The sequence below is a fragment of the Microbacterium sp. CIAB417 genome (genome assembly GCF_022788845.1).
Window position 1 is genome coordinate 384,943 of record NZ_JAHZUT010000004.1, and the last position, 22,976, is coordinate 407,918.

Consider the following 22,976-nt stretch of genomic DNA (forward strand, 5'->3'; position numbering starts at 1 on the left):
TGATCTAATTCAGCAGAAACAATCACAACTGCGCATTCTTTCGAAGGAGCTCCTCGATGACCGAAACGCCGGCCGGCGCGCACATGCGCGCCGAACTCCTCTCGCAGCCCGAGACCTGGGCACGCGCGGCTGACCTGCGCGACGAGCAGAAGCGGCTGCCGGGCTCCGGTGCTCGGGTCGCGGTCGTCGGATGCGGCACGAGCTGGTTCATCGCCCAGTCCTACGCGGCGCTGCGGGAGACCGCGGGTGCCGGCGAGACCGATGCCTTCGCGGCATCCGAGGCTTTCGTGGACCGCGGTTACGACGCGATCGTCGCCCTGACCCGCTCGGGCACGACGACGGAGGTGCTCGAGCTCACCGAACGCGTGAGGGGCCGCATCCCCGTGATCGGGGTGATCGGCGACCCGGCCTCGCCGCTGGTCGACCTCGCGGACGATGCGGTGCTGCTGCCCTTCGCGGACGAGGAATCCGTCGTGCAGACCCGTTTCGCGACGACGGCGCTCGCCCTGTTCCGCGCGTCGCTCGGAGAAGACCTCGGCGCCGCGATCGCCGATGCGGCGACCGTGCTGGCCGCGGAGCCCGACCTCTCACTCACCGATGCCGAGCAGTACACGTTCCTCGGGCGCGGGTGGACCATCGGCCTGGCGCACGAGGCCGCACTGAAGCTGCGCGAGTCCTCGCAGAGCTGGACCGAGTCCTACCCGTCGATGGACTACCGTCATGGCCCGATCGCGATCGCGGCCCCCGGTCGCATCACGTGGCAGTTCGGCAGCGCCCCCGACGGTCTCGCGGAACAGGTGCGGGCGACCGGCGGGCGGTTCGTGCAGCAGGACATCGATCCGATGGCGGACCTCGCCCGGCTGCATCGCGTCGCCCTGGAGCGCGCCCTCGCCCGGGGCCTCGATCCGGATCAGCCCCGCAACCTCACCCGTTCGGTCATCCTGGACGCGTGAGCACCTCCGCGTCGTCCGCCGAGGCCTCCGTCGCGATCGGGGCCGGCGCACCCGTGCTCGCGTTCGACGTGGGAGGGACGGACATCAAATCGGCGCTGTTCGACGAGCACGGGGCGGCGCTCGAGCTGCGCCGCACGCCGACCCCGCATTCCGGCCAGGACCCAGCCCGGCGACTGATCCGGGAGCTCGGCGTCCTCGCCGAGGACCTGCGCTCGCGGCATCCCCATGTCGTGCCGCAGGCGCTCGGGTTCGTGGTGCCCGGCATCGTCGACGCGGATGCCGGGACCGGCGTGTTCTCGAGCAACCTCGGCTGGCGCGACGCGCCGCTGCGATCCCTGGCGCAGGAGTCGTTCGGTCTGCCGGTCGCGTTCGACCACGACGTGCGCACGGCGGGCTGGGCCGAGCACCGCCTCGGCGGCGCGCGCGGCCACGCGAACGTCGTCTTCCTCATCATCGGCACCGGCATCGCGGGCGCGATCCTCATCGGCGGCCGGCCCCACACGGCGGGCGGCTACGCGGGCGAGATCGGTCACGCGCCGATCGCCGACGGTCCGCAGTGCGCCTGCGGGGCGCGGGGATGCCTGGAGGCCGTCGCCTCGGCCGGAGCGATCGCCCGCCGCTACGCCGCGGAGTCCGGAACGCCGCTCGACGGCGCGCGGGCCGTCATCGCGCGTGCGGCGGCGGGAGACCGCATTGCCGCACGTGTGTGGGAGGAGGCGCTGGACGCCCTGACGCTCTCCCTCGCCCAGCTCACCGCGGTCGTCGCTCCCGGAGCGATCGTCATCGGGGGCGGACTCTCGCGCGCGGGCGACGCGCTGTTCGGCGAGCTGCGCACGCGCCTCGCCGCGCGGCTGAGCTTCCACCGCATGCCGGAGGTGATCCCGGCGCAGCTGCAGGGCGACGCGGGTCTGATCGGCGCGGCGCTGCGTGCCAGGGAGCTGACATGATCCTCACCGTCACGCCGAACCCGGCGCTGGATCTCACCTGGGTCGTCGATCGCCTGGAGATCGGCGGTTCGCACCGCGCGGACACCGGCGCCGCCCGCGCCGGGGGAAAGGGTCTGAACGTCGCCCGCGTCGCCCACGCGCAGGGGGCACCGGTGCTCGCCCTCACCACGGCCGGCGGACGGACCGGAGATGAGCTGCGCACGGATCTCGAGGCGAGCGGAGTGCCGCATCGGCTGATCCCGGTGGACGCTCCGACGCGCCGCAGCGCGGCCTGGGTGGACCGGACGCTCGGGGACAGCACGATCGTCAACGAGCGGGGCGTGAACCCGTCACCCGCGGAATGGGCGGCGGTGATCGCCGCCGTGCGGGAGGAGGCGGCCGCGGCTTCCGTGCTCATCATCGCGGGGAGTCTTCCGCCCGGTGCTCCCGCGGATCTGCTGCCCGCTCTGATCGCCGCGGCGGACGGCATCGACGTGATCGTCGACACCTCCGGCCCCGGGCTCTTGGCGGCCGCGGATGCCGGAGCCGCCGTCCTCAAGCCCAATCGCGTCGAAGTGGTCGAGGCGACCGGCATCGTCGATCCGGCCGAAGGGGCGCGTGAGCTGGTGCGCCGCGGCGCCGGCGTGGTGCTCCTCTCGCTCGGCTCCGACGGGCTCTGCGCCGTCACCTCGACGGGGGAGTGGCGCGCGCGGCTGCCCGCGCCGCTCGCCGGCAATCCCACCGGTGCCGGGGATGCGGCGGTCGCCGCGGCAGCATGTCTGCTGGACGCCGGTATCCGGGACACCGAGGTCATCCTGCGCCGAGCCGCCGCCTGGTCGGCCGCCGCCGTGCTCATGCCGCTCGCCGGGGAGATCTCCCCGCGGTGGCGGGACCTCGAGCGCTCCCTCATCGTCGAGAAACCACCGGCCGTATGAGAAACCGCCCCAGCGACGGTTTCTCGCGCGCGGAGCGGTTTCCCGGCATCCGATCCGTACAAAGGACTCCGCATGCCCCTCGTCCCCGCCCGTGAACTCGTCTCCGACGCCGCCGCAGCCCGTCGCGGGGTCGGGGCGTTCAACGTGATCCACCTCGAGACCGCCGAGGCGCTCGTCGCGGCATCCGCTCGCGCCGGAATCGGCGTCATCCTGCAGATCTCGCAGAACTGCGCGGCGTATCACGGCGGGCTGGAACCGATCGCCCTGGCGACGCTCGCGATCGCGCGGCGTGCGGAGACGCCGGTCGCGGTCCACCTCGACCACGCCGAGAGGCCGGAACTGGTCGACGAGGCGATCGACCTCGGCTTCGGCTCGGTCATGTTCGACGGAGGAGCGCTGCCCTATGACGAGAACGTGGCGCTCACTGCTCAGGTCGCCGCCCGCGCCCGCTCCGCCGGGGTGCACGTCGAGGGAGAACTGGGCGAGGTCGGCGGAAAGGACGGGGCGCACGCGCCCGGAGTCCGCACGGACCCGGCGCAGGCGCGGGCGTTCGTCGCGGCCACCGGAGTCGACGCCCTGGCCGTCGCGGTGGGGAGCTCCCATGCGATGACCGATCGCCGCGCCGTGCTGGACCTCGACCTCATCCGACGGCTGCATCACGCCCTCGACGTCCCCCTGGTGCTGCACGGATCGTCCGGCGTTCCCGATGCCGTTATCGTGGATGCCGTGCGCGCCGGAATGACGAAGATCAACGTCTCGACTCACCTGAACGGCTTCTTCACCCGCGCGGTCCGCGAGCGTCTCGCCGCGGACGAGCATCTCGTCGATTCCCGCAGATACATCGCACCGGGACGCGACGCCGTCGCGGCCGAGGCTGCCAGGATGCTGCGTCTGTTCGCCCTCGAGGACGCGAGATGAAGCGCGCGGCGCGGCTGAGCGCCATCCTCGATCTGCTGGCGGCGGAGGGGGAGGTGTCTGTCGACCAGCTCGTCGAGCAGCTGGACGCATCGCCGGCGACCACTCGGCGGGATCTCGACAGCCTGGCGGAGCAGCGTCTGCTCATCCGCACTCACGGGGGTGCGGTGGCGCAGTCGGTGGCGTACGAGCTCCCGATCCGATACAAGAGCCACCAGCGCACCCACGAGAAGGCGATGATCGCCCAGGCGGCCCGAGAGCTGGTGGCACCGGGTTCCGTCGTCGGGCTGTCCGGAGGAACGACCACGACGGCGATCGCCGCTGCCCTGGCGGCGAGCGAGGACGTCGCGCTGCACGGGCTCACGATCGTGACCAACGCCGTGAACATCGCGGCACAGCTGGCGACGCGTCCGGACATCAAGGTGGTCGTGACCGGCGGTGTCATCCACTCGCGCAGCTACGAGCTCGTCGGACCCTTCGTGGAGCAGCTGCTGAGCGGCATCCAACTCGACATCGCGTTCATCGGGATCAACGGATTGGATGCCGAGGTCGGCGCCAGCACCCACGACGAACGCGAGGCCGCCGTGAACCGCCTCATGGCGCTGCGGTCGCGCCGAGCGGTCATCGTCGCCGATTCGAGCAAGATCGGTCACTCGGCCTTCGCCGCCATCGGGGATGCCGAGCTCTTCCGGACCGTCATCACGGATTCCGGACTGGATGACGACACCCGTGCGGCCCTCGAGACCGCCGGCTACGAGGTGCTGATCGCCCGCTGAGGAGCGCTCCTCGGGCACGACGACGTGTGCCCGCAAAAAATGATTGATATTGCTCGAAATGATGCAAGAAACTCGTATATAGTCAGAACACGCCGACGCTGACGCCGGCCGTGCAAGAGATTCCGCAGGACGACTCGACGGAGAGATTGGCGCGAAAACGATGAAGTCACAGCACACTGCCCTCGGTGCAGCCGCAGTCACGGCGGGATTGATCCTGTCTCTGACCGGATGCGGCAGCGGAGCGGGAGGGGACGCCGACTCGCTCGAGGTCTGGCTTCCGACCGCGTTCGCCTCGGCCAGCAGCAATGACGAGAAGGCCACGTGGGAGAAGATCCTCGCGCCGTTCGAGGAGGAGCACGGCGTGGAGCTCAACGTCACGCTGATCCCCTGGGCGAGCTACGAGGAGAAGTACCTCACCGGGGTCTCCAGCGGCGAGGGACCTGCGGTCGGCTACATGTACACCGAGATGATGGGTGATTACGTCACCAACGGTGCGCTGGTGCCCTTCGACGACTACCTCTCCGACGACGTCCAGGACCGGATGCTGTACCTGCCGCAGGGGCAGGTCGACGGGCAGCAGTACGCGATGCCCTTCGTCGTCGGCGGCATGCGCGTCCTGTGGGCGAACATGGACCTCCTGGCGCAGGCGGGGATCACCGAGCTCCCGGAGACCTGGGACGACTTCCTCGCAGACTCCCAGAAGCTCGTGGACGCCGGGATCACGCCGCTGCTCCAGGAGTGGGGCGCGCCGGACCGCGGCATGATGAACTCCACCTTCTTCCCGCTGCTGTGGCAGGCAGGCGGCGACATCCTCACGGAGGACGGCTCGAAGACGGCGTTCAACAGTCCCGAAGGGCTCGAGGCGGCCGAGTACCTCATGACCCTGCTCGACGAGGGCTACATGCCGGACACGGTGTTGGGGCTCAGCACCGACGAGGTCAAGGCCGCGTTCCTCGGCGGTGAGACCGCGTTCATGTACGGCAGCGACGGAACGCTCCCCGAACTCGAGGGCACCGACATCAACGCCGAGTTCGTCCCGTCGCTGAAGGGTGAGCAGGAGGGCACGTTCGTCGCGAGCGACGCTCTCGTGATGCTCGAGGCGTGCCCCGACAAGCAGTTGTGCACGGATCTCGTGGAGTACATCCTCGACGGCGACCAGATGGCGGTCTTCCACGACGAGATCGTCGCCTATCCGCCGATCGCCACGGATGAGGAACCCGATGAGAGCTCGGCGTTCGCCCAGGCGTACCAGGACAAGGCCGACGTCCTTCACTCGCTGCCGATCGCTGCCGGCGGGGCCGCGGTCTACAACTCCCTGTACCAGAACCTCCAGCAGATGCTGCTCGGGCAGAAGACCCCTGAGCAGGCTCTGCAGGATGCTGCGGACGCCGGAGACGCGGCCCTGGCCGAAGCTCAGTGATCCGGGACGCGGGTCCGTCGCGCGGCGGCGGACCCGCACCACAGACGAGAGAAGACCGATGACAGACGTGCGCCCGAAGCGCCGATCTCCGCTGAAGTCCTTCGGCGGAGTCCCCTTCATCATCCCGAGCTTCGCGATCCTGCTGCTCGTGGTGATCATCCCGATCGTGATGTCGCTGTACTTCAGCTTCACCAAGTACTCCGTGCTCGGCAGCCCCAGCTGGATCGGCGCAGACAACTACCTCAAGCTGTTGGACGATGACGCGTTCCTGCGTTCGCTGGTCAACACCCTGGTCTACACGGTCATCGCCGTGCCGCTGCAGACGATCATCGCGCTCGTCCTGGCCGATCTGATCGCGAAGCGGTTCCGCAACAGGTTCGGATCCGTGGTCCGCTCGGCCCTGTTCATCCCCGTGATGTCGTCGATGGTCGTCGTCGCCGTCGTCTGGCGGACCATCCTCGGCACGAACGACGGCGTCGTCAACAACGTGATCGACGTCCTCGGCTTCGACCGGGCGAACTTCCTCGGAGACCCGACCCTGGCGATGCTCGTGGTCGCGCTGGTCACCGTGTGGAAGAACATCGGCTACTTCCTGGTGATCTACTACGCGGGAATCATGGAGGTCCCGACCGATCTGTATGAGGCCTCCGCGCTGGACGGCGCCTCTCGTCGACAGCAGCTCTGGCACGTCACGATTCCCGCTCTGCGTCCTGTCACGCTGCTCGTGATCATCCTGGGAACGATCTGGTCGTTCCAGGTGTTCGATCTCGTCTACGTCATGACGGGCGGCGGGCCGGGAGGCGCCACGACGACGATCGTCATGATGATCTTCCAAGCGGGGTTCAAGAACTTCCAGATGGGGTACGCCAGCGCCATGGCGATCATCCTGTTCGTGCTGATCCTCGCGATCGCCATCATCCAGCGCAAGGTGGTGAAGAGCAATGGTCGCTGACACCTACACGGTCACGACATCCCGCCCTCGACCGTCCGGACCGCGCCGAACCGCGCGGAAGGGGCCCTGGGAGCGCCTCGGCGATGCGGGCGGTGCGATCGTCCTGTCGGCCTTCGCACTGCTGGCCATCGTCCCGTTCCTGTTCATGGCCGTGACGTCGATCCAGCGCACGACCACGATCACGATCGCGATCGATCCCGACAGGATCGACCTCACCAGCTACGTGCGCCTGTTCACCGAGAACGGCTTCGGTGCCGCCCTGCTGACGAGTCTGGGCGTCGTGATCCTCGCCTGCGTGGTGAACGCGATCGTGTGCTCGCTCGCGGCCTATGCGTTCGCCAAGAAGCCGTTTCCGGGGTCGGAAGCACTGTTCTGGCTGTATGTGGCCACCATGATGGTCCCCGCACAGGTCACCCTGATCCCGCTCTTCACGATGATGCGCGAGATCGGCCTCCTGAACACCTGGGTGTCGCTCTTCCTCCCGGTGATCAACGCCTTCGGAGTGTTCCTCATCCGCCAGTTCATGACGTCGATCCCGGACGAGATGATCGAGGCGGCGCGCATCGACGGCGCGAGCGAGTTCCGGATCTTCCTCGAGGTCGTCCTGCCGGTCGTGCGGCCGGTCATCGTCGCCCTCACGGTCTTCACGTTCCTCACGACCTGGAACGACTTCCTCTGGCCGCTCGTCTCGATCACCAACGACCAGCTGCAGACGGTGACGCTCGCGGTCGCGAAGCTGCAGGGCCGGTTCGCGACCGACTACGGGCTCGTCATGGCGGGCGCGACCCTGTCGTTCATCGTCCCGCTCGTCCTCTTCCTCATCCTTCAACGCCAGTTCGTCGAGGGCGTCACATCCAGCAGCGTCAAGGGCTGAGCGCCTGCGACCGATCGACAAGACTCCAGGAGAGCCGATGACATCCGAACGCCCCGCATGGTCCGTCGTCCTGTGCGACTCGCTCGAGAAGGTGTTCCCCGACGCGCCTCCGCGCGAGCTGGATCGCTCGATACCGCTCGTGGGCTTCCGCGGCGAGGTCGCGTCGTTCCAGGTCGCCGTGCTTCCGCCGTACCTCGCGGATGCCGTGCGACTGGGAGGCGTGCGGCTGGAGCTGCAGCTGCCCGAGGGTGTGCGCGCAGCCGTCAGCAGCGTGGAGCTCGTCCCGGTCGAGCTGCCGGCGTTCGAGGACGCGGACGACCACTACCTGCGCACCGCCCCCGGCCTCTATCCCGACCTCCTTCGTCCCGTCGCGGAAGCGACGATCGCCCCGGTCCCCGGTCAGTGGCGGGCCGCCTGGATCGACCTGCGCATCGAGGCCGGGGCTGAGAGCGGCCGGCACGAGATCGGTGTCCGGGTGCTGTCCGAGGTCACGGGGGAGGCTGTCGCGGACCCGTCGAGCCTCGCCCTGCACGTTCCGGAGGCAGGCCTCCCGGACCTGGACATCCCGCATGCCGAGTGGTTCCACTGCGACGGCCTGGCCGACCACTACGGATACGAGGTGTTCGACGAACAGCACTGGGCCGCCATCGATCGCTTCCTGGGCTCCGCGGCCCGAGCGGGCATCAACGCCGTTCTGACACCGGTGTGGACTCCACCCCTGGACACCGAGGTCGGTGGTGTGCGCACACCGACGCAGCTCGTGGGGATCAGCGATGCCGGCGACGGACGGTACGCGTTCGACTTCCGTCTGCTGCGCCGGTGGATCGCACTCTGCCGCAGCAACGGCATCCGCTACCTCGAGATCGCCCACCTCTTCTCACAATGGGGGGCGAAGACGACGCCCGCGATCTACGTGACGACGGGTGACCGGCTGGAGCACCGGTTCGGGTGGCACGTCGCGGCCGACGACCCCCGTTACCGCGCCCTCCTCGAGCAGTTGCTGCCGGCGCTGCTCGAGGTCCTGGACGCGGAGTGGGATCCGGATCGCGTGTTCTTCCACATCTCCGACGAGCCGACCGAACAGCAGGTCGAGACCTACTCGGCGGCGCGTGCCGTCGTCGCCGACCTCCTCGACGGCCGGCAGGTGATCGATGCGATCAGCGACTATTCGCTGTACGCATCCGGTCTCATACCGATTCCCGTGGTCGCCAACGACCACGCGGGCCCCTTCCTCGCCGCGGGCGCCGCGCCGATGTGGCTGTACTACTGCGTCGCCCAGAACCGTCTGGTCGCCAACCGGTTCATCTCGTTGCCGTCGTCACGCAGCCGCGTGCTCGGCGCGCAGCTGTTCTGCTCGGGAGCTGCCGGGTTCCTGCACTGGGGTTTCAACTTCTACAACAGCAGTCTCTCGAGACGGCGCATCGACCCCTTCCGGGACACGTGCGCGGACGCTAGCTTCCCCGGCGGAGATGCGTTCCTCGTCTACCCCGGACCGGGGGGAGTGCCGTGGGAGTCGATCCGGCACCGTGTCGTCGCCGAGGCCTTTCTCGATCATCGCGCGCTGCAGGCCGTCCGCGACCTGCACGGGCCTGCCGCGGCGAAGGAGCTCGCCGATCAGGACGGCACGCTCACCCTGACCGCGTACAGCTACGACGCCGACCACTACCGGCGGATGCTCGCAAGGGCGGCGGAGCTGATCGATGCCGCCGCTCCGGCGGACGCGACCGCACGTGCCTAAAGCCGTGGCTGACGACCCGAAGGAGAACGACCAGGGGATCGGCGTCCCCGTCCTGCTCTGGCTGGCGGTCGCCACGTTCTCCATGGGCATCGACGGTTATGTGCTCGCGGGGCTGCTGCCGGCGATCGCGGCGGATCTGAGCGTCGACGTCGCTGCGGCGGGCCAGCTGATGGCGGTGTTCGCGCTGACCACGGCCGTCGCCGGTCCCGTGCTCGGCGCGCTCACCGGCGGCTGGGAGCGGCGCCGCGTCATCGTCCTCTCGCTCGCCGTGTTCATCGCCGGGAACCTCCTGGTCGCCGTGGCTCCTGCCTATGGCTGGGCCATGGCCGGTCGTGTCATCTCCGCGCTGGGCGCGAGCCTGCTCAACGCCGCGGTCAGCGCCTACGTCATCGCCCGCACGCCGGTGCACCGGCGAGGCCGCGCTCTCTCGTTCGTGCTGGGCGGCTGGCTCACAGCGACCGCGTTGGGAGTGCCCGTCGGATTGGTGATCGGCCAGACGGACTGGCGTGCTCCCCTGTTCCTGATCGCCGCCGTCGGCCTCGTCGCGCTCGTCGGCATACGGATCAAGCTGCCCCTGCTGAGAGGGACCGGCAGCGGCCTGCGCGACGCCCTTCGTCCACTCGGCAGGCCCCGGCTGCTCGGGGGCCTCCTCGTCAGCACGGGCGTCATGTGCGCCAGTTACGCGTGCTTCACCTACGCGGCGCTCATCGTCGGGCCACGAGTCGGCGGAGGCCTCGCGCTCGTGGCGGTCATGTTCGGATACGGACTGGCCAGCCTGATGGGGAACGTGCTCACAGGCCGGCTCTCGGACCGCTTCCGTCCGGAGAACGTGCTGAGCGTCGTCATCCTCGCACTGCTCGCCGCCTCGGTCCTCGGATGGGCGGGGCTGCTGCTTCCTGGTCTGATGGGCGCCGTCGCCGCGATCGCGTGGTTCTTCGTGTGCGCCGTGGGCAACGGCGGATTCGCCGTGCCTCAGCAGGCGCGTCTCGGCGCGCTCGCGCCCGAGTCCGTCGCCGTCGTCATGGCCCTCAACGGCAGCGCCATCTCGCTGGGCTCCGCGCTCGGGGCCGGCCTCGGAGGAGCATCCTTGACTGCGGGACTCGGCGTCGATGAGCTGCTGCTCGTGGCGGGCGCCGTGCTCCTGGCCACCCTCGTACTCCACCTCGGCGTCCGTGCCACCGCTGCGCTCGGTGCGCGGCGAGTCGGACAAGCGCCCTGAACCCAGTGAGGGTGCCGCGGCTGCATACCGCGACACCCCCATGAGCAGCCGATGTCGATCTCCGGCGCTCCCCATGCGCCTCCCCAGAATCGAAGATCTCCCGCGCCTCCCTCGCGTCTGCCCTTCCGACGCTTCGCGTGACATCGTCTGAACATCAGGAGCGCGGTCCCGACGATCTGATACATCGAATCGAGAAATTCTTCGCGACCAGTCCGTCGCGCAGATCAGAGGGCCGAGCCGTGCACCTGGAAAGGCGTGCGCAGTCCGGTCGCCGCGGACGCTTCGGCCAGCGCCACGGCGGGATCCTCCCCGGCGCTGAGCCCGGCATGCACGGCAGCCAGCAGCTCTCCCGCAACGTCGTCGGCGACCACGGTCGGCGCGGCGATCACCGTTCGGGTGCCGGCGTGCAACCAGACCCGCGTCATCCCGAGCGCCTCCTCGCCCCACCGGACAGAGGACCGGCCGAGCTCGCACGCCGAGAGCACCACCGTGGTCGGGACCTGCGGGATGAGGTCCACGTCGTAGCCGAACAGCGTCCCGTCGTGCAGCTCGAAACCGGCGAACAGCGGATTGTCGACCGTGTGCCGACCGTGCGCGGCGATGTGCAGCACATCGACCCGGTCGGCGAGAGCCGTCACCGCGTCCACGCGGGCGTCCTCTCCGCTGAGCACGACGGCGTCCGGCCAGGCGGATGCCGCCGTGCGCGTCTCCTCGATCGCACGCGGAACGCGCGGGCCGGCGGCGAACCCGGCGGTCCGCGTCGCGCCGGTCACGTTCCGGCCTCCGGTGCGCTCGTCGAGCCACCGCGACACCGAGCTCGCGAGGACGAACGGCCTCCCCGCCATCACGGGCAGCATCCCCCACGGGATCCCGCCGAGGGCGCCCGGAACGGTGAGGACGAGACGCGCGGCGCCGCCCGCCGCCGCGAGCACCGGAGCGAGCAGCGCGTCGCCCAGCACCCGCATCCGCTCCTCCAGTGCCGCGCCGACCACCCCGGCCATCGGGCCCGAGCGCACAGCGGCGGCGACGTCGAGATCGGCGCGCAGGCCGCGGACCGCAGCCTCCACGTCGGCCCATCGCAGCCGGACCAGCCGCGCGTCCCCCGCCGTAACCACGACGCACAGCAGTTCCGTGCCGGTGAAGACGTACGACAGCACGGCCGGGCCCGGATCGAGCGCGGTGCGCACCTCCTGGATCGACACCCGACGCCGGGTGTCTCCGGCTCCGGTGGCCGTCCACTGCCGATCGCGCACGCGGTCGCGGAGCGCGCGGACCTGCGGATGCGTGGTCCATTCGCTTCCGCTCAGCTCGGCGCGCAGCATCCGCAGCTCGGCGAGGTCGTCGGCGAGTGCGGGATCGCGCGGGGGGCGGACCGGGACGACCTGCTGGCTGAGGTGCCTGGCGCGTTCGGACCAGTCGAACAGGATGCCGGGATCCCCGCTCCGCGCCGCGGACTGCAGCCCCTGGAAGATGAGCCGAGTGCCGTGCATGGCGACGGACGCCTGCAGATCGAGGGCGCCGAAGGAGCGCTGCCAGTCGGACAGCAGGTCCAGCCCGTCGGCGACGATGCGCCGCGACCGGGCTCCGGTGGCCCGGGCGGCGCGGGCCTCGGCGGCACGCAGCTTCAGCGGCGTCGGCGCGTTCCGGGGCACCCGCGGAAGCGGGTCGGAGCTCGCGCCGCGCTTTCCGTCCGCGAGCGCCGCGGTCAGACGCGTGGCGATGGCCTCGGTGGGAAACCCGCCCGCGTCCAGCGCGGCGGCGACGTCGGTGAACTGCACGGCCGGCGGCGGCGACCCGGCCGCGACCAGCGCGTCCAGGCGGACGGCGGCGCTGCGGGCGGCCCAGCTGTCGCTCCCCAGCGCCCGGAACCGGCGCTCGGCGACCCGGGCGACGTCGGCGGCTCGGGCGGGATCGTGCTGCAGCAGCGAGCGCGCCAGGTGGAACTCGGCCTCGGCGCGCGCCTGACGCATCCCCGCGGCGCCGAAGACCTCGGCGACGGATTCCAGCAGATGCTCCGCCTCGTCCACGAGACCGGCGTCCCGTAGCACCTCGGCGCGGTCCAGATCGCTCATCGCCGCGCTGACGTCGGACTCGGCCGCGATCACGGGGCGTGAGCGCGCCATCAGCTCGAGTGCCGTCAGCAGATCGCCAGCGAGCAGCGCCGCATAGCCGAGGTTGTGGCGCGACTCGGCGGCGGCCGCGCTCTCTCCGGCGGATTCGTAGATCCCGGTGGCGCGCTCCAGATCCGCCCGGCACGCCGCGAGTGCACGCCGCTGCATGTGGACCACAGACCGGTTCATGAGGCAGTTCGCGAGGGCGATCCCGTCCAGTCCGTCCACCGCCCGAGTCAGCAGCTCCTCGGCCTCGTCCAGTCGTCCCGCCCTGGTGCAGATCACCCCGAGCTGGCCGGCGAGCACGGCCGTGGTCTCGGTGCTGAGGCCCTCGCCCGCCAGCGCCTCACGGACCATCGCCTCGCCCGCGGCAGGATCACCGGTCTGGGCGAGCACGTAGGACAGGCTTCCGGCGATGCGCGCTCGCAGGTCGGCATCCGTCTCGGGATGAGCCGCGGCCCGTTCGAGCAGACGGCGGGCCTGCGCGAACCGCTGGGAGTCGGCGGCGGCGCGTCCGCGCTCCCACAGTTCCCGCGCCGTCATCCCCATCCGACCAGGATGCCGTGTTCCCGCCCCGCCCGCGAGCAGATGACGCCGGGAGCGGCGTCACCGATCGTTCACCCGACGTTCCGTTTCAAGTACGCCGGTCTCGTAATTGCCGGACACCCGGGCGAGTTCGAATACAGGTGTTCTCGCAATTCCTCTCCGAACCGAAAGGTCACCCATGCGCCGCTACACCCTCCCCGCGGTGGGCATGCTCGGCATCGCTGCTCTCGCCCTCACCGGCTGCCAGCCCCCGGAAGCGGACGCCGCCTCGTCCGCCGACGCTCCGATCACGATCGCGACTCTGCCGGTGTCGGACGATCCGACCGCCGTCAACCCCATCGAGGCCCTCGTCGATCTGCTCGAGGAGGAGACCGGCCGCGAGGTCGAGGTCACCGACGTCCCCGACTACCTGAGCGTCGTCGAGGCCATCCGCAGCGACCACGTCGACATCGGCATCATGAGCGGCTTCCCCTCGGCGCTCGCCGTCAACACCGGCGAGGTGGACGCCCTCCTCGCATGGAAGGGCTCGGACGACCCGGTGTCGACGTGCGTCGTGCTCGAGGACTCGCCCGTCCAGACCCTCGAGGACCTCGAGGGCAAGACCGTCGCGTTCGCCGACCAGGCGTCCAGCTCGGGATACTTCATGCCGGTCTACATGCTGCACGAGGCGGGTCTCGAGCAGGGCGAGGACTACGAGGCGATCTTCGCCGGCGGACACGAGGGCAGCTTCGCCGCTCTCGAGCAGGGGCAGGTGGATGCCGCGTGCACCGCCATCATGCTCACGGAGCTGGGCGCGCCGATGTTCCCCTTCGCGGAGGGCGAGTGGCGCGGCATCGGCGAGAGCCCCTCCATGGACGTCATGGGCACGGTGCTGGTTCGCCAGTCGCTGGACGACGAGACGCGCACCCTCCTGGAGGAGGCGATCCCGGCTGTGTTCTCCGAGGAGAACGCCGAGGCGCTGTCGGCCTACAGCTCCTTCATCGGCCTCGAGGTGGAGATCGCCCCCGAGCCCGAGGTCTTCGCCTCCTTCGCCGAGATCGCGTCGGTGGCCGGTGTCGAGCTCGAGGACCTCAAGGAATGAGCACCGTGACGAAGGCGGGGACGGATGCCGCGGCATCCGTCCCCCAGGCCGGGACCGTCCCGGTGACGACCGCCGAGCTGCGCCAGGCGCTTCCCCTCGTGACCGTGCGCGGACTGCGCGTCTCTTACGAGCAGGGCGCGAAGCCCGTGCTCGACGGGGTGGACCTCGATCTGTTCCCCGGCGAGACGGTCGCCCTGCTCGGCGCCTCCGGGTCCGGCAAGTCGACGCTCATGAAGAGTCTCACCGGCTTCGCTCCGGTCTCGGCGGGCTCGGTCCGGGTCGCGGGACACGACATCACCAACCTCGGTCGCGGCGAGCTGCGCACGGTGCGCAGCGAGGTCGGGCAGGTGTTCCAGCAGTTCAACCTGATCCCGCGGCTCAGCGTGCTCACCAACGTGCTCACCGGGGCGCTGCACGAGGCCGGCCCGCTGAACCTGATCGGCGGCTTCTCCAGCGCGCACCGCCGCCGCGCCATGGAGCTCCTCGACCGTGTCGGCATCGCGCACAAGGCGAAGGAACCGGCGCGTTCGCTGTCCGGCGGACAACAGCAGCGCGTCGCGATCGCCAGGGCGCTCATGCAGCAGCCGCGTGTGATCCTCGCCGACGAGCCGGTCGCCTCACTTGACCCGAAGCTGTCGGATTCGGTTCTGGCGCTCCTGCGGGGCATCGCCGCCGAGGACGGCATCCCGGTGCTCGTGAGCCTGCACGTGCTGCCGCTCGCCCTCGCTCACAGCGATCGCATCGTCGGACTCCGTCACGGCGAGATGCTCGTCTCCGCCCGCACGGCGGACCTGGATGCCGAGAAGCTGGCCGTGCTCTACGACGAGGAGGACGACGATGACGACGACGACGCCTGAACCGCGCACCCGGCGCGAGGCGCCCGAACTGTCCGCCGCCGAGCGCTCGCGCCTCGAACGGGCCTTCTCGATCCCCCGGACCCGCTTTCTCATCGGCATCCCGGTGGCGATCATCGTCCTGCTGTGGTCGGCGGGAGGCGTCGACTTCGACTTCGTGAAGCTCGGCGAGGGCGCGGTGAACATGGGGGAGTTCCTCTCCCGGCTGTTCCCGCCGGACTTCTCGAAGATCGGGGTCATCCTCGCGCTGCTGCTCGAGACGCTGCAGATGGCGATCATCGCCACCGTGCTCGGCGCGGTTCTGTCGCTGATCGTCGCGTTCGGTGCGGCATCCAACCTCGCCCCGAAATGGCTGTACTACCCCTCCCGGTGGGTGATGAACATCATCCGCTCCGTTCCCGATCTCGTGTTCGCGCTGATGTTCGTCTCGGCCGTCGGGCTCGGGCCGTTCGCCGGCATCCTCGCCATGACGCTCGGTTCGCTGGGATCGATCGGGAAGATCTTCGCCGAGGCGATGGAGTCCGTCGACAACGGCCCCATCGTCGCCATGCAGGCGGTCGGCGCCTCCAAACGCCAGGTCATCCAGTACGGCGTCATGCCGCAGGCGGCGCCCCTGCTCGTGTCGTACACGCTGCTGCTGTTCGAGGGCAACGTGCGCGGCGCGACGATCCTCGGCCTCGTGGGCGCCGGGGGGATCGGTCTCGAGCTCACCACGGCGATGCGGATGTACGACTACGGACACCTCAGCGCCATCATCATCTGCATCATCGTGCTCGTCACGCTGATCGACCAGGGCAGCGCCCTCATCCGAAGGAGAATCACATGACCACGATCGAGCTCACTCTCAGCGCCCCGGTGAACCTGCGCGATCTGGGCGGGATCCCCATCGAGGGGGGAGTGCTGCGCGAGGGCATGGCGATCCGCACGGACGATCTCGCCTACGTCACTGCGGAGGTCGCCGAAGGCCTCGTGGCAGGAGGGCTGACCGCGATCATCGACCTGCGCTCGCCGCTCGAGGTCGCGACGACCGGCCGCGGGCCGCTGGCCGGCTACCCCGTCTCGTACCATCACCTGCCGCTGATCGCGGACATCGGCGGCGCCACCCCGAGGTCGGCCGCGGACTTCAGCCATGAGGGCATGGGACGCATGTATCTCGGCATGATCGAGGGCGCGGCGCCACAACTCGTCACCGCGCTGAACGTCATCGCCCACACGCTCGGCGCGACGGCGTTCCACTGCGCGGCCGGTCGGGACCGCACGGGCGTCCTCGCAGCGCTGCTGCTGCTGACGCTCGGGGCCTCGGACGAGGACATCATCGCCGACTACGCTCGCACCGGCGAGAACATGGCGGCGATCATGGAGCGCAACCGCCCCGTCATGGGGGCGATGTGGAAGGCGCTCGGGTTCGACTTCGACCAGCCGGACACCTCCGGCCTGCTCGAGGGCTCGATGGAGGTCTCGATGCGGATCGTCCTGGAGACGCTGCGGTCCGAACACGGCGACCCGCTCGCCTCGCTGCGGGCCGCCGGGCTCGGCGAGGACACGATCGCGCGACTGCGCGAGAAGGCCCTGGCCGCATGACGAGTCCGCTCGTACAGGACGCCACGGCGACGCAGACCGGGACCGCGGTGCGCCGCGGTCCCGGGCGCCCGCGCGACGAGGACATCGACGGCCAGATCATCGAGGCCACGCTCGCGCTGATCGACGCCGAGGAGGACGTCACCGTCTCGCGGGTGGTGCAGCGCAGCGGGGTGAGCCGCGCCGCGCTGTACCGCCGGTGGCCGTCGCTGACCGCGCTCATCGCGGCCGCTCTGGACGTGGGGCGCACGGTCCCGCCGCCGGTGCGCACGGACGGAGATCTGCGGGAGGCGGTGTTCGCGGCGATGCTCGGGGAGCCGGCGTCCGTGACGGCGGCCGGGTACTCCGAGATCCGCTTCCGGCAGCGCATCCGGCTCGTCATGGCCGATCGGGCGCTGCAGAAGGCCTACTGGCACTCCCACGTCGCGCGGCGGCGCGTGCCGATGGAGAACGCGTTCCGCGCCGGCATCGAACGCGGCATCCTGCGACCGGATCTGGACGTCGAGGCGTGCTTCGACGCCATCGCGGGTGCCGCGTACTACCAGATCGTGGTGCGCGGCGACGGCATGGACTCCCCGGAGGCCCGGGCGCGCCTGCACGCCGCGTTCGACGTCGTCTGGCGCGGCATGCAGGCGTAGATCCGTCAGTGCAACGGGGTGTCCGGCGGGAGCGTGGCGAGCACGGCATCCACCGCCGCCGTGACACCCGCCGCCGGCACCGACGTGGAGCGTGCCAGGGCGGGCGCGAGGGCCGCGGCGATGCGCCCCGCGACGTACGGGGCGGCGAACGACGTGCCGCTCCAGGCCGCGAAGCCGCCCCGGTAGTCGTCGGGGTCGACCGTCTGGCGGTCGAAGCCGTCGAAGTCGGAACGGGTCATCGCCTGAGCGCCGCCGGTGAACGCCGGTGTCGTGGACACGACCGCGGCGCCGGGGGCGTACGCGCGCACCCAGGGGCCGACGTTCGAGAACAGCGCGAGCGAGCGCAGCGAGGGGTTCAGCGCTCCGACCGACACCTGGGGCACGCCCTTGTCGGGCTTGGGCAGACCGTTGTCGGAACCGGGCCATGCCCACAGCGACGCCGGGAACGAGGGGCGATCGACCGCATCGTTGCCTGCGGAGCAGACGACGACCATCCCCGCTTCGCGGGCCGCTCGCAGCAGGTCGTACAGCGTCAGGGAGAACAGGCCGTCGGTCGGCGTCTCGTGGTAGTAGCCGAGCGAGAGGTTGAGGACGTCGATCGGGTGGCCGTCCGGCTCGCCAGCGACCCACCGGCGATGCAGTTCGACCACGGCGGCGAGGGATTCCAGGAACGTGCTCTCGTCGACCACGCCGAGGGAACCCGCCACGCGGATCGAGACGATGTCGGCGTCCGGCGCCGTCTGACGGAGGATGCCGGCGATGAACGTCCCGTGCCCGGCGACGGCGTCGATGTCCCCGTCGAGCTGCCCGTACAGATCCGGGAAGCGCTCCGGGTCGTCGTCTCCGGTCAGCCCGATCGGCACGCCGTCGAGCGTCAGACCACGCGTGACGATCGAATCGGGGAGCCAGTCGTGGATTCCGCAGCCGGTGTCGAGGACCGCGATGACCGCGCGGCGCCCCTTCTTCGGGTCGGGTCCGCGGACCGGCTCGGGACCGATCCACGCGATCGGCTGGCGTCCGCCACGTCCCGGCTCCAGGTAGTCGTCGCTGCCCACGCCCCCCGCGCCCCGAATCGGGTTCGTCCGGGTGAACGGATTGGTGCGGGTGAACGGGTTCGTCCGAGTGAAGGGGTTCAGGCCCACCGGGTCGATCGACAGGACATGCTCGAGACTCGCGCGCGGCAGCGGTCCGCGGGAGACCTTGCGGGCCCGCTGCAGCACGCGCCACGCATCCGGAGCGACCGGCGATTCGCCCTCGCCCGGCTCGTCGGGTGTCGTGAGGTGGGCGCGGCGCAGCCCGGCGATGCCCGGAAGGCTGTCGGAGCGCAGGCCAGAGCGCACGAGATCCGTCGGCTCGAGGGTGAGGCGCCAGCCGAAGGACCGGGCGGCATCCGTCAGGATCTTCAGGTCGCGATCGTAGGCGCCGTTGTCCTCATCGGGCTTCTCCGCGATCAGCATCCGCGTCGGCAGATAGGCCGTCGGGAACGCCCGGATGCCGTCGACGGGGTCGACGCTCGGATCCAGCGCTCTGCCGCGGGGGATCGATCCCTCGGCTCTGTCCTGCCAGTTCCAGTTCCTCGGCTGCTCCATGGATGTCCCCTCCCGGCGGGCGGGCCGCCGCGCTCATTCCCCCCGTGACGCTCACACCTCGAACTGAGGCGTGAGCAGATCCTTGACGTCGCCCTGGGTGACGACCTGCACGCGGCACAGCCCCGCCGGCACGTCCTCGAACGCGAATCGGCCGTGTTCGGCCGGTTCGGTCGTCCAGGTGCGCTCACCCTGGGTGAGGCGCACCTCGGACGCCTCGGCGTCTATCCATCCGTCCACGCGGCGGGCGCCGCCCTCGGCCCCGCTGATGTGCAGCAGCACCGTGGCCGAGCCGTCGCTGAACTGCAGGGTGGTGGTCTCGGCGTCTCCTCGCACCGGCGACTCGATGCCCTCCATGAGCGTGAGCAGCGCGTACTCGCGGGACAGGTCCGCCACCGCGACGACGGCGACCATCCGGTCCGCGAGGTCCTCGGGGACCGGATCGAGCGCTTCGGCAGCCGCGCGCAGGCGGGCGAACAGCTCGTCATCGCTCATCGTGCACCTCCGGCGTCCACCAGCGCGGTGCGCAGCTTCGCGAGGCACCGCTGACGGGTCGGGCCGATGCTCCCGATCGGCATCTCCAGATCTGCGGCGATCGAAGCGTAGTCGGGCCGGTCGTCGAACGCGACGACGCGCAGCAGACGCTGACATCGTTCGGTGAGCGTCTCGAGCGCCGCCCAGAGCCGCGCGGCCTCATCGGCATCCGCCACCTGGGATTCCGTGGAGGCCTGGTGCGGGAGCAGCGGTTCGAGCACCTCGTCCGAGGTCGCGGTCGCGGCGCGATGCTGCTTGGCGACCCGCCACGCCTCGCGGCGGGCGGTGACCGTCAACCAGCCGGAGATCGCCTTCGGATCGGCGACCGACTCCTGACTGCGCACGAGCGCGAGCCAGGTGGACTGCACGACATCCTCGGCGAGGGTGCGCTCGAGGCCGTAGGCGCGCACGACGTGCCAGAGTACGGGGGTCATGAGGCGCACCAGGTCGTCCATGGCGCGTGCATCGCCGGCACGCCAGTCAGCGAAGAGCGCGGCCGCGCGTTCCCACCGCGCGGTCCCGTCGCCGACGGCGCCTTCGGGGGAGGCGTCGGTCATGGTGCTCATTGTGCTCACAACTACCAGGAGGAGGGCAAGAGCCATCTGATACATGGACTCCGTGCAAACGGGGCTCTTCTGGGGCGGGATACCGTGGAGGGGTGATTCCGCTCGCGATCCTCCTCTTCCTCAATGCCGCGTTCAACGTCATCGTGTGGCCGCGGTTCTACGTCCGAGTTGCTCAGGACCCGCGCGCGAGGGATGCCGAGGGCAGGGCCACGGCCTTCCTGAAGGTGCACGTGGTGCTCATCGCGATCGCCCTCGTGCTGGCCGCGGTCTCGGCAGTCGCGGGCATAGCGGCTCTCGTCGGGGCACTGTAGCCCCGGCATCCGGAGCTTGGCTTCTGCGCGCATCGCCGTTCGCGTCTCCGCCGACAGCACGACGTCGCGTCGAAAGTACGGCCCGTAGACCTCGCCAGGCCGTGCACTCGACGGCATCCCGTGCACTCAGCGGTGACTAGGGGTTGTGGCAGGCGGGGTCATCCTTCGTGCAGGTGCACGACGTGGGCTCCGGAATCGTCGACATGCGGCCGCGGCTCCGCGAGGCTGTGCGCGAGGAGCGCGTCGTAGTCCACCGCGGCGCCGCGCAGCAGCATCTCGATCGCCGACTCCGCTTCGGCGTCGGTGAGATGGGCGCGACCGAACATCGCCCGGTACTGGACGAGCGAGCCGAGGATGTCGAGCAGCAGTTCCCGGTCGACGTCCGCTCGCAGATCGCCGCGATCGACGGCCCGATCGAGCATGAGGGCGACCGCGCGGCGCGCGGGCTGCACGATGGTGGCGGCGTACCGCTCCTTCAGCTCGGCATCCGGGTAGCACTCTCCGTACAGCCCGCCGAGGGCATCGGGTCGGATGCTGCGCAGCGCGGACAGGAAGACGCCGAACCCCTCGGCGATGTCGCACAGGGTGCAACCCGTGTCCGGCACGGCGGGCGTCTCCAGTCTTCGCGCGATCGCGTCCAGCGCGAGCGCGGCCCGATTCGGCCAGCGCCGGTAGAGCGCCGGCCGAGAGGTGGCGGCGCGGCGCGCGACGGCGTCGAGCGACAGGGCGGCGTACCCGTGCTCGTTCAGGAGGGCGAACGCGGCATCCAGCAGCGCGTCGTCGATCTGGCGGTCGCGGGGCCGGCCGGCCGTCGCCCGCGATGGGCTTTCCTCTGCCTGGGACACGGAGTCACTCTACCGCCGAACGAAGCGTTACGTTACAGTACGTAATCAAACGGATGCTGACAGGAGAAGCCCTATGAACACCACCGTGCCCGCCGTCACCCGGGCGACCCGCCGCGAGTGGTTCGGGCTCGCGCTGCTGGTCGTTCCGATGCTGCTGCTGTCCATCGATCTGACCGTGCTGTTCTTCGCGCTGCCCGCGATCAGCAGCGACCTGAACCCGACTGCCTCGCAGTCGCTGTGGATCGTGCACGCGTACGGGTTCCTCGTCGCGGGCTTCCTCGTGACGATGGGAAGACTCGGCGACCGATTCGGGCCCCGGCGTCTGCTGCTCATCGGTGCGACGGCGTTCGGCGCGCTGTCCGCCGCGGCCGCCTTCGCACCCAGCGCCGAGTTCCTCATCGGCGCTCGCGCGCTGATGGGCGTCGCCGGCGCGACCCTCATGCCGTCGCTGTTCTCCCTGCTGAGGGTGATGTTCGCCGATGACGGCCAGCGGCGCACCGCGATCGCCGTGATGATGAGCGCCTTCAGCGTCGGCGGGCTGATCGGACCGCTCGTCGGCGGCGTGCTGCTGGAGTGGTTCGAATGGGGCGCGGTCTTCCTCGTCAACGTGCCGGCGGTGCTGGTCCTGGTCGTCCTGGGGCGCGCCGGCCTGCCCGAACGCGAGGAGCGCAACCGCGGATCGATCGACCTGCTCAGCATCCTGCTGTCGTCCGCCGGCATCCTCGCGGTCGTCTCCGGGCTGCAGGAGCTCGCGACCGCCGCGTCGCACTCGCCGGGATCCGTCGCCGTCAACGCCGCGATCGCGGCGGCGGGGGTCGTGCTGATCGCGCTGTTCGTCCGCCGGCAGCGGAGGCTGAGCGATCCGCTGCTGGACATCAGTATCGTGACCGAGCGGCGCGTCGCCTCGGCGCTCATCACGCTGGTCCTGACGCTGCTGGCCGTCGTCGGGACCTTCTTCCTGTTCGCGCAGCATCTGCAGTGGGTCATCGGCCTCAGTGCTCTGGAAGCCGGGATATGGACCCTGCCCTATGTCGCGGTCAACATCGCGGGTGCGCTTCTGGCTCCGACGCTCGCGCGGATCTGGAGTGCTCGCACCGCCGTCGTCGCGGGACTCGTGACAGCGGTCGCGGGCATGTCGGTGCTGTTCGCGATTCTCGGGCCCGAGGCGCCCGCCGTCTGGATCGTCGCGGCCATGGCGGTCACCGGGCTCGGACAGGGCGTGGTCAACCCTCTGGTCAGCGATCTGATCATCTCCAGCGCGCCGATCGCGAAGACCGGATCGGCCGCATCCGTGCAGGAGGTCGCCGGCGAACTCGGATCGGCCTTCGGGATCGCGGCGGCCGGTGCGATCGGCACGCTCGCGTACCGCGCATCGCTGGTTGCGACACTTCCCGGCGATGTGGATTCGGTCGTCGCCGAGCGGGCAGGGGAAGGACTCGCCGCCGGTGTCGATGCGGCCGCGGCATCCGTCTCGCTGCTGGACGTCGTGCACGCGGCCGGTGCGGCGCAGTTCCGCACCGTGGCAGGGGTGGCCGTCGTCCTGCTCCTCGGGGCGGTCATCGCTGCGATCGGGATGCGGCGACAGCCCTGAGCCGACCGGGCTGCGCCGGATGCCGAG

At 70.3% G+C, this 22,976-nt stretch carries 22 protein-coding genes; 17 read left to right on the forward strand and 5 right to left on the reverse strand.

From position 1 onward, the window contains the following. Window positions 1-56 precede the first annotated feature (56 nt). From KYX17_RS19290 to KYX17_RS19335, 10 genes are all read left to right on the forward strand, one after another. A complete protein-coding gene (locus KYX17_RS19290; RefSeq protein WP_243228647.1) occupies window positions 57-953 on the forward strand; it encodes an SIS domain-containing protein in 897 nt (298 codons plus the stop codon). Continuing rightward, window positions 950-1,900, forward strand: a complete 951-nt coding sequence (locus KYX17_RS19295) for an ROK family protein (protein WP_243228648.1) — start codon at window positions 950-952, stop codon at window positions 1,898-1,900. Before KYX17_RS19290 ends, KYX17_RS19295 begins: the two co-directional genes overlap by 4 nt. Further along, window positions 1,897-2,814 (forward strand): 1-phosphofructokinase family hexose kinase, encoded by a 918-nt coding sequence (locus tag KYX17_RS19300; protein WP_243228650.1) that lies wholly within the window; start codon window positions 1,897-1,899, stop codon window positions 2,812-2,814. Before KYX17_RS19295 ends, KYX17_RS19300 begins: the two co-directional genes overlap by 4 nt. A gap of 72 nt (window positions 2,815-2,886) precedes the next feature. After that, window positions 2,887-3,732 carry a class II fructose-bisphosphate aldolase gene (locus tag KYX17_RS19305; RefSeq protein WP_243228652.1) on the forward strand — a complete coding sequence of 282 codons (846 nt, stop codon included), beginning with the start codon at window positions 2,887-2,889 and terminating at the stop codon, window positions 3,730-3,732. Continuing rightward, window positions 3,729-4,505, forward strand: coding sequence for a DeoR/GlpR family DNA-binding transcription regulator (locus KYX17_RS19310; protein WP_243228654.1), 777 nt, complete (start codon window positions 3,729-3,731; stop codon window positions 4,503-4,505). The genes KYX17_RS19305 and KYX17_RS19310 overlap by 4 nt, the downstream gene beginning before the upstream one ends. Before the next feature lie 160 nt (window positions 4,506-4,665). Further along, on the forward strand, window positions 4,666-5,925 hold the full coding sequence (locus tag KYX17_RS19315) for a sugar ABC transporter substrate-binding protein (RefSeq protein ID WP_243228656.1): 1,260 nt from the start codon (window positions 4,666-4,668) through the stop codon (window positions 5,923-5,925). Window positions 5,926-5,983: 58 nt separating this feature from the next. Further along, on the forward strand, window positions 5,984-6,877 hold the full coding sequence (locus KYX17_RS19320; protein WP_243228658.1) for a carbohydrate ABC transporter permease: 894 nt from the start codon (window positions 5,984-5,986) through the stop codon (window positions 6,875-6,877). Then, window positions 6,867-7,751: a carbohydrate ABC transporter permease gene (locus tag KYX17_RS19325; RefSeq protein WP_243228660.1), complete on the forward strand. Its 885-nt coding sequence runs from the start codon at window positions 6,867-6,869 to the stop codon at window positions 7,749-7,751. Before KYX17_RS19320 ends, KYX17_RS19325 begins: the two co-directional genes overlap by 11 nt. A gap of 37 nt (window positions 7,752-7,788) precedes the next feature. Further along, entirely contained in the window at window positions 7,789-9,489 is a 1,701-nt protein-coding gene (locus tag KYX17_RS19330; RefSeq protein ID WP_243228662.1) for a DUF4091 domain-containing protein, read from the forward strand. A gap of 4 nt (window positions 9,490-9,493) precedes the next feature. Next, a complete protein-coding gene (locus KYX17_RS19335) occupies window positions 9,494-10,708 on the forward strand; it encodes an MFS transporter (protein WP_243228664.1) in 1,215 nt (404 codons plus the stop codon). 224 nt (window positions 10,709-10,932) lie between these two features. Here KYX17_RS19335 and KYX17_RS19340 read toward each other — a convergent pair whose 3' ends face one another. Continuing rightward, complete coding sequence (locus tag KYX17_RS19340) at window positions 10,933-13,362, reverse strand: CHAT domain-containing protein (RefSeq protein ID WP_243228666.1); 2,430 nt, start codon at window positions 13,360-13,362, stop codon at window positions 10,933-10,935. A 181-nt stretch (window positions 13,363-13,543) separates the two neighbouring features. Between KYX17_RS19340 and phnD the strand changes: the two genes are divergently transcribed. From phnD to KYX17_RS19365, 5 genes are read left to right on the forward strand one after another with little or no spacing between them, the layout of a single operon-like run. Next, a complete protein-coding gene (gene phnD, locus KYX17_RS19345) occupies window positions 13,544-14,446 on the forward strand; it encodes a phosphate/phosphite/phosphonate ABC transporter substrate-binding protein (RefSeq protein ID WP_243228668.1) in 903 nt (300 codons plus the stop codon). After that, window positions 14,443-15,303 (forward strand): phosphonate ABC transporter ATP-binding protein, encoded by an 861-nt coding sequence (locus tag KYX17_RS19350; protein WP_243228670.1) that lies wholly within the window; start codon window positions 14,443-14,445, stop codon window positions 15,301-15,303. The genes phnD and KYX17_RS19350 overlap by 4 nt, the downstream gene beginning before the upstream one ends. Continuing rightward, entirely contained in the window at window positions 15,284-16,126 is an 843-nt protein-coding gene (gene phnE / locus KYX17_RS19355) for a phosphonate ABC transporter, permease protein PhnE (RefSeq protein WP_243228672.1), read from the forward strand. Before KYX17_RS19350 ends, phnE begins: the two co-directional genes overlap by 20 nt. Further along, a complete protein-coding gene (locus KYX17_RS19360) occupies window positions 16,123-16,881 on the forward strand; it encodes a tyrosine-protein phosphatase (RefSeq protein ID WP_243228673.1) in 759 nt (252 codons plus the stop codon). Before phnE ends, KYX17_RS19360 begins: the two co-directional genes overlap by 4 nt. Continuing rightward, complete coding sequence (locus tag KYX17_RS19365; protein ID WP_243228675.1) at window positions 16,878-17,516, forward strand: TetR/AcrR family transcriptional regulator; 639 nt, start codon at window positions 16,878-16,880, stop codon at window positions 17,514-17,516. The genes KYX17_RS19360 and KYX17_RS19365 overlap by 4 nt, the downstream gene beginning before the upstream one ends. 5 nt (window positions 17,517-17,521) lie before the next feature. Here the strand turns inward: KYX17_RS19365 and KYX17_RS19370 are convergent, their stop codons facing one another. From KYX17_RS19370 to KYX17_RS19380, 3 genes are read right to left on the reverse strand one after another with little or no spacing between them, the layout of a single operon-like run. Beyond that, entirely contained in the window at window positions 17,522-19,105 is a 1,584-nt protein-coding gene (locus KYX17_RS19370) for a S8/S53 family peptidase (RefSeq protein ID WP_243228677.1), read from the reverse strand. A 51-nt stretch (window positions 19,106-19,156) separates the two neighbouring features. After that, entirely contained in the window at window positions 19,157-19,597 is a 441-nt protein-coding gene (locus KYX17_RS19375; protein WP_243228678.1) for a hypothetical protein, read from the reverse strand. Further along, window positions 19,594-20,193, reverse strand: coding sequence for an RNA polymerase sigma factor (locus KYX17_RS19380; RefSeq protein WP_243228680.1), 600 nt, complete (start codon window positions 20,191-20,193; stop codon window positions 19,594-19,596). The genes KYX17_RS19375 and KYX17_RS19380 overlap by 4 nt, the downstream gene beginning before the upstream one ends. Window positions 20,194-20,294: 101 nt before the next feature. Between KYX17_RS19380 and KYX17_RS19385 the strand changes: the two genes are divergently transcribed. Further along, the gene (locus KYX17_RS19385) at window positions 20,295-20,513 is read left to right on the forward strand and encodes an SCO4848 family membrane protein (protein WP_243228682.1); all 219 of its coding nucleotides are present in this window, start codon (window positions 20,295-20,297) and stop codon (window positions 20,511-20,513) included. Between the two features lie 158 nt (window positions 20,514-20,671). Here KYX17_RS19385 and KYX17_RS19390 read toward each other — a convergent pair whose 3' ends face one another. Further along, window positions 20,672-21,358: a TetR/AcrR family transcriptional regulator gene (locus KYX17_RS19390; protein ID WP_243228683.1), complete on the reverse strand. Its 687-nt coding sequence runs from the start codon at window positions 21,356-21,358 to the stop codon at window positions 20,672-20,674. A 73-nt stretch (window positions 21,359-21,431) separates the two neighbouring features. Between KYX17_RS19390 and KYX17_RS19395 the strand changes: the two genes are divergently transcribed. Next, window positions 21,432-22,949, forward strand: a complete 1,518-nt coding sequence (locus KYX17_RS19395; RefSeq protein WP_243228685.1) for an MFS transporter — start codon at window positions 21,432-21,434, stop codon at window positions 22,947-22,949. Window positions 22,950-22,976 lie beyond the last annotated feature (27 nt).

Bases quoted from the DNA above. Each gene is read 5' to 3' on its own strand.
- KYX17_RS19365 (WP_243228675.1), top strand. From the start codon at position 16,878: ATGACGAGTCCGCTCGTACAGGACGCCACGGCGACGCAGACCGGGACC.
- KYX17_RS19360 (WP_243228673.1), top strand. From the start codon at position 16,123: ATGACCACGATCGAGCTCACTCTCAGCGCCCCGGTGAACCTGCGCGAT.
- KYX17_RS19300 (WP_243228650.1), top strand. From the start codon at position 1,897: ATGATCCTCACCGTCACGCCGAACCCGGCGCTGGATCTCACCTGGGTC.
- KYX17_RS19340 (WP_243228666.1), bottom strand. From the start codon at position 13,362: ATGACGGCGCGGGAACTGTGGGAGCGCGGACGCGCCGCCGCCGACTCC.
- KYX17_RS19350 (WP_243228670.1), top strand. From the start codon at position 14,443: ATGAGCACCGTGACGAAGGCGGGGACGGATGCCGCGGCATCCGTCCCC.
- KYX17_RS19395 (WP_243228685.1), top strand. From the start codon at position 21,432: ATGAACACCACCGTGCCCGCCGTCACCCGGGCGACCCGCCGCGAGTGG.
- phnE (WP_243228672.1), top strand. From the start codon at position 15,284: ATGACGACGACGACGCCTGAACCGCGCACCCGGCGCGAGGCGCCCGAA.
- KYX17_RS19320 (WP_243228658.1), top strand. From the start codon at position 5,984: ATGACAGACGTGCGCCCGAAGCGCCGATCTCCGCTGAAGTCCTTCGGC.
- KYX17_RS19305 (WP_243228652.1), top strand. From the start codon at position 2,887: ATGCCCCTCGTCCCCGCCCGTGAACTCGTCTCCGACGCCGCCGCAGCC.
- KYX17_RS19315 (WP_243228656.1), top strand. From the start codon at position 4,666: ATGAAGTCACAGCACACTGCCCTCGGTGCAGCCGCAGTCACGGCGGGA.
- KYX17_RS19370 (WP_243228677.1), bottom strand. From the start codon at position 19,105: ATGGAGCAGCCGAGGAACTGGAACTGGCAGGACAGAGCCGAGGGATCG.
- KYX17_RS19325 (WP_243228660.1), top strand. From the start codon at position 6,867: ATGGTCGCTGACACCTACACGGTCACGACATCCCGCCCTCGACCGTCC.
- KYX17_RS19310 (WP_243228654.1), top strand. From the start codon at position 3,729: ATGAAGCGCGCGGCGCGGCTGAGCGCCATCCTCGATCTGCTGGCGGCG.
- KYX17_RS19290 (WP_243228647.1), top strand. From the start codon at position 57: ATGACCGAAACGCCGGCCGGCGCGCACATGCGCGCCGAACTCCTCTCG.
- KYX17_RS19375 (WP_243228678.1), bottom strand. From the start codon at position 19,597: ATGAGCGATGACGAGCTGTTCGCCCGCCTGCGCGCGGCTGCCGAAGCG.
- KYX17_RS19330 (WP_243228662.1), top strand. From the start codon at position 7,789: ATGACATCCGAACGCCCCGCATGGTCCGTCGTCCTGTGCGACTCGCTC.
- phnD (WP_243228668.1), top strand. From the start codon at position 13,544: ATGCGCCGCTACACCCTCCCCGCGGTGGGCATGCTCGGCATCGCTGCT.
- KYX17_RS19380 (WP_243228680.1), bottom strand. From the start codon at position 20,193: ATGACCGACGCCTCCCCCGAAGGCGCCGTCGGCGACGGGACCGCGCGG.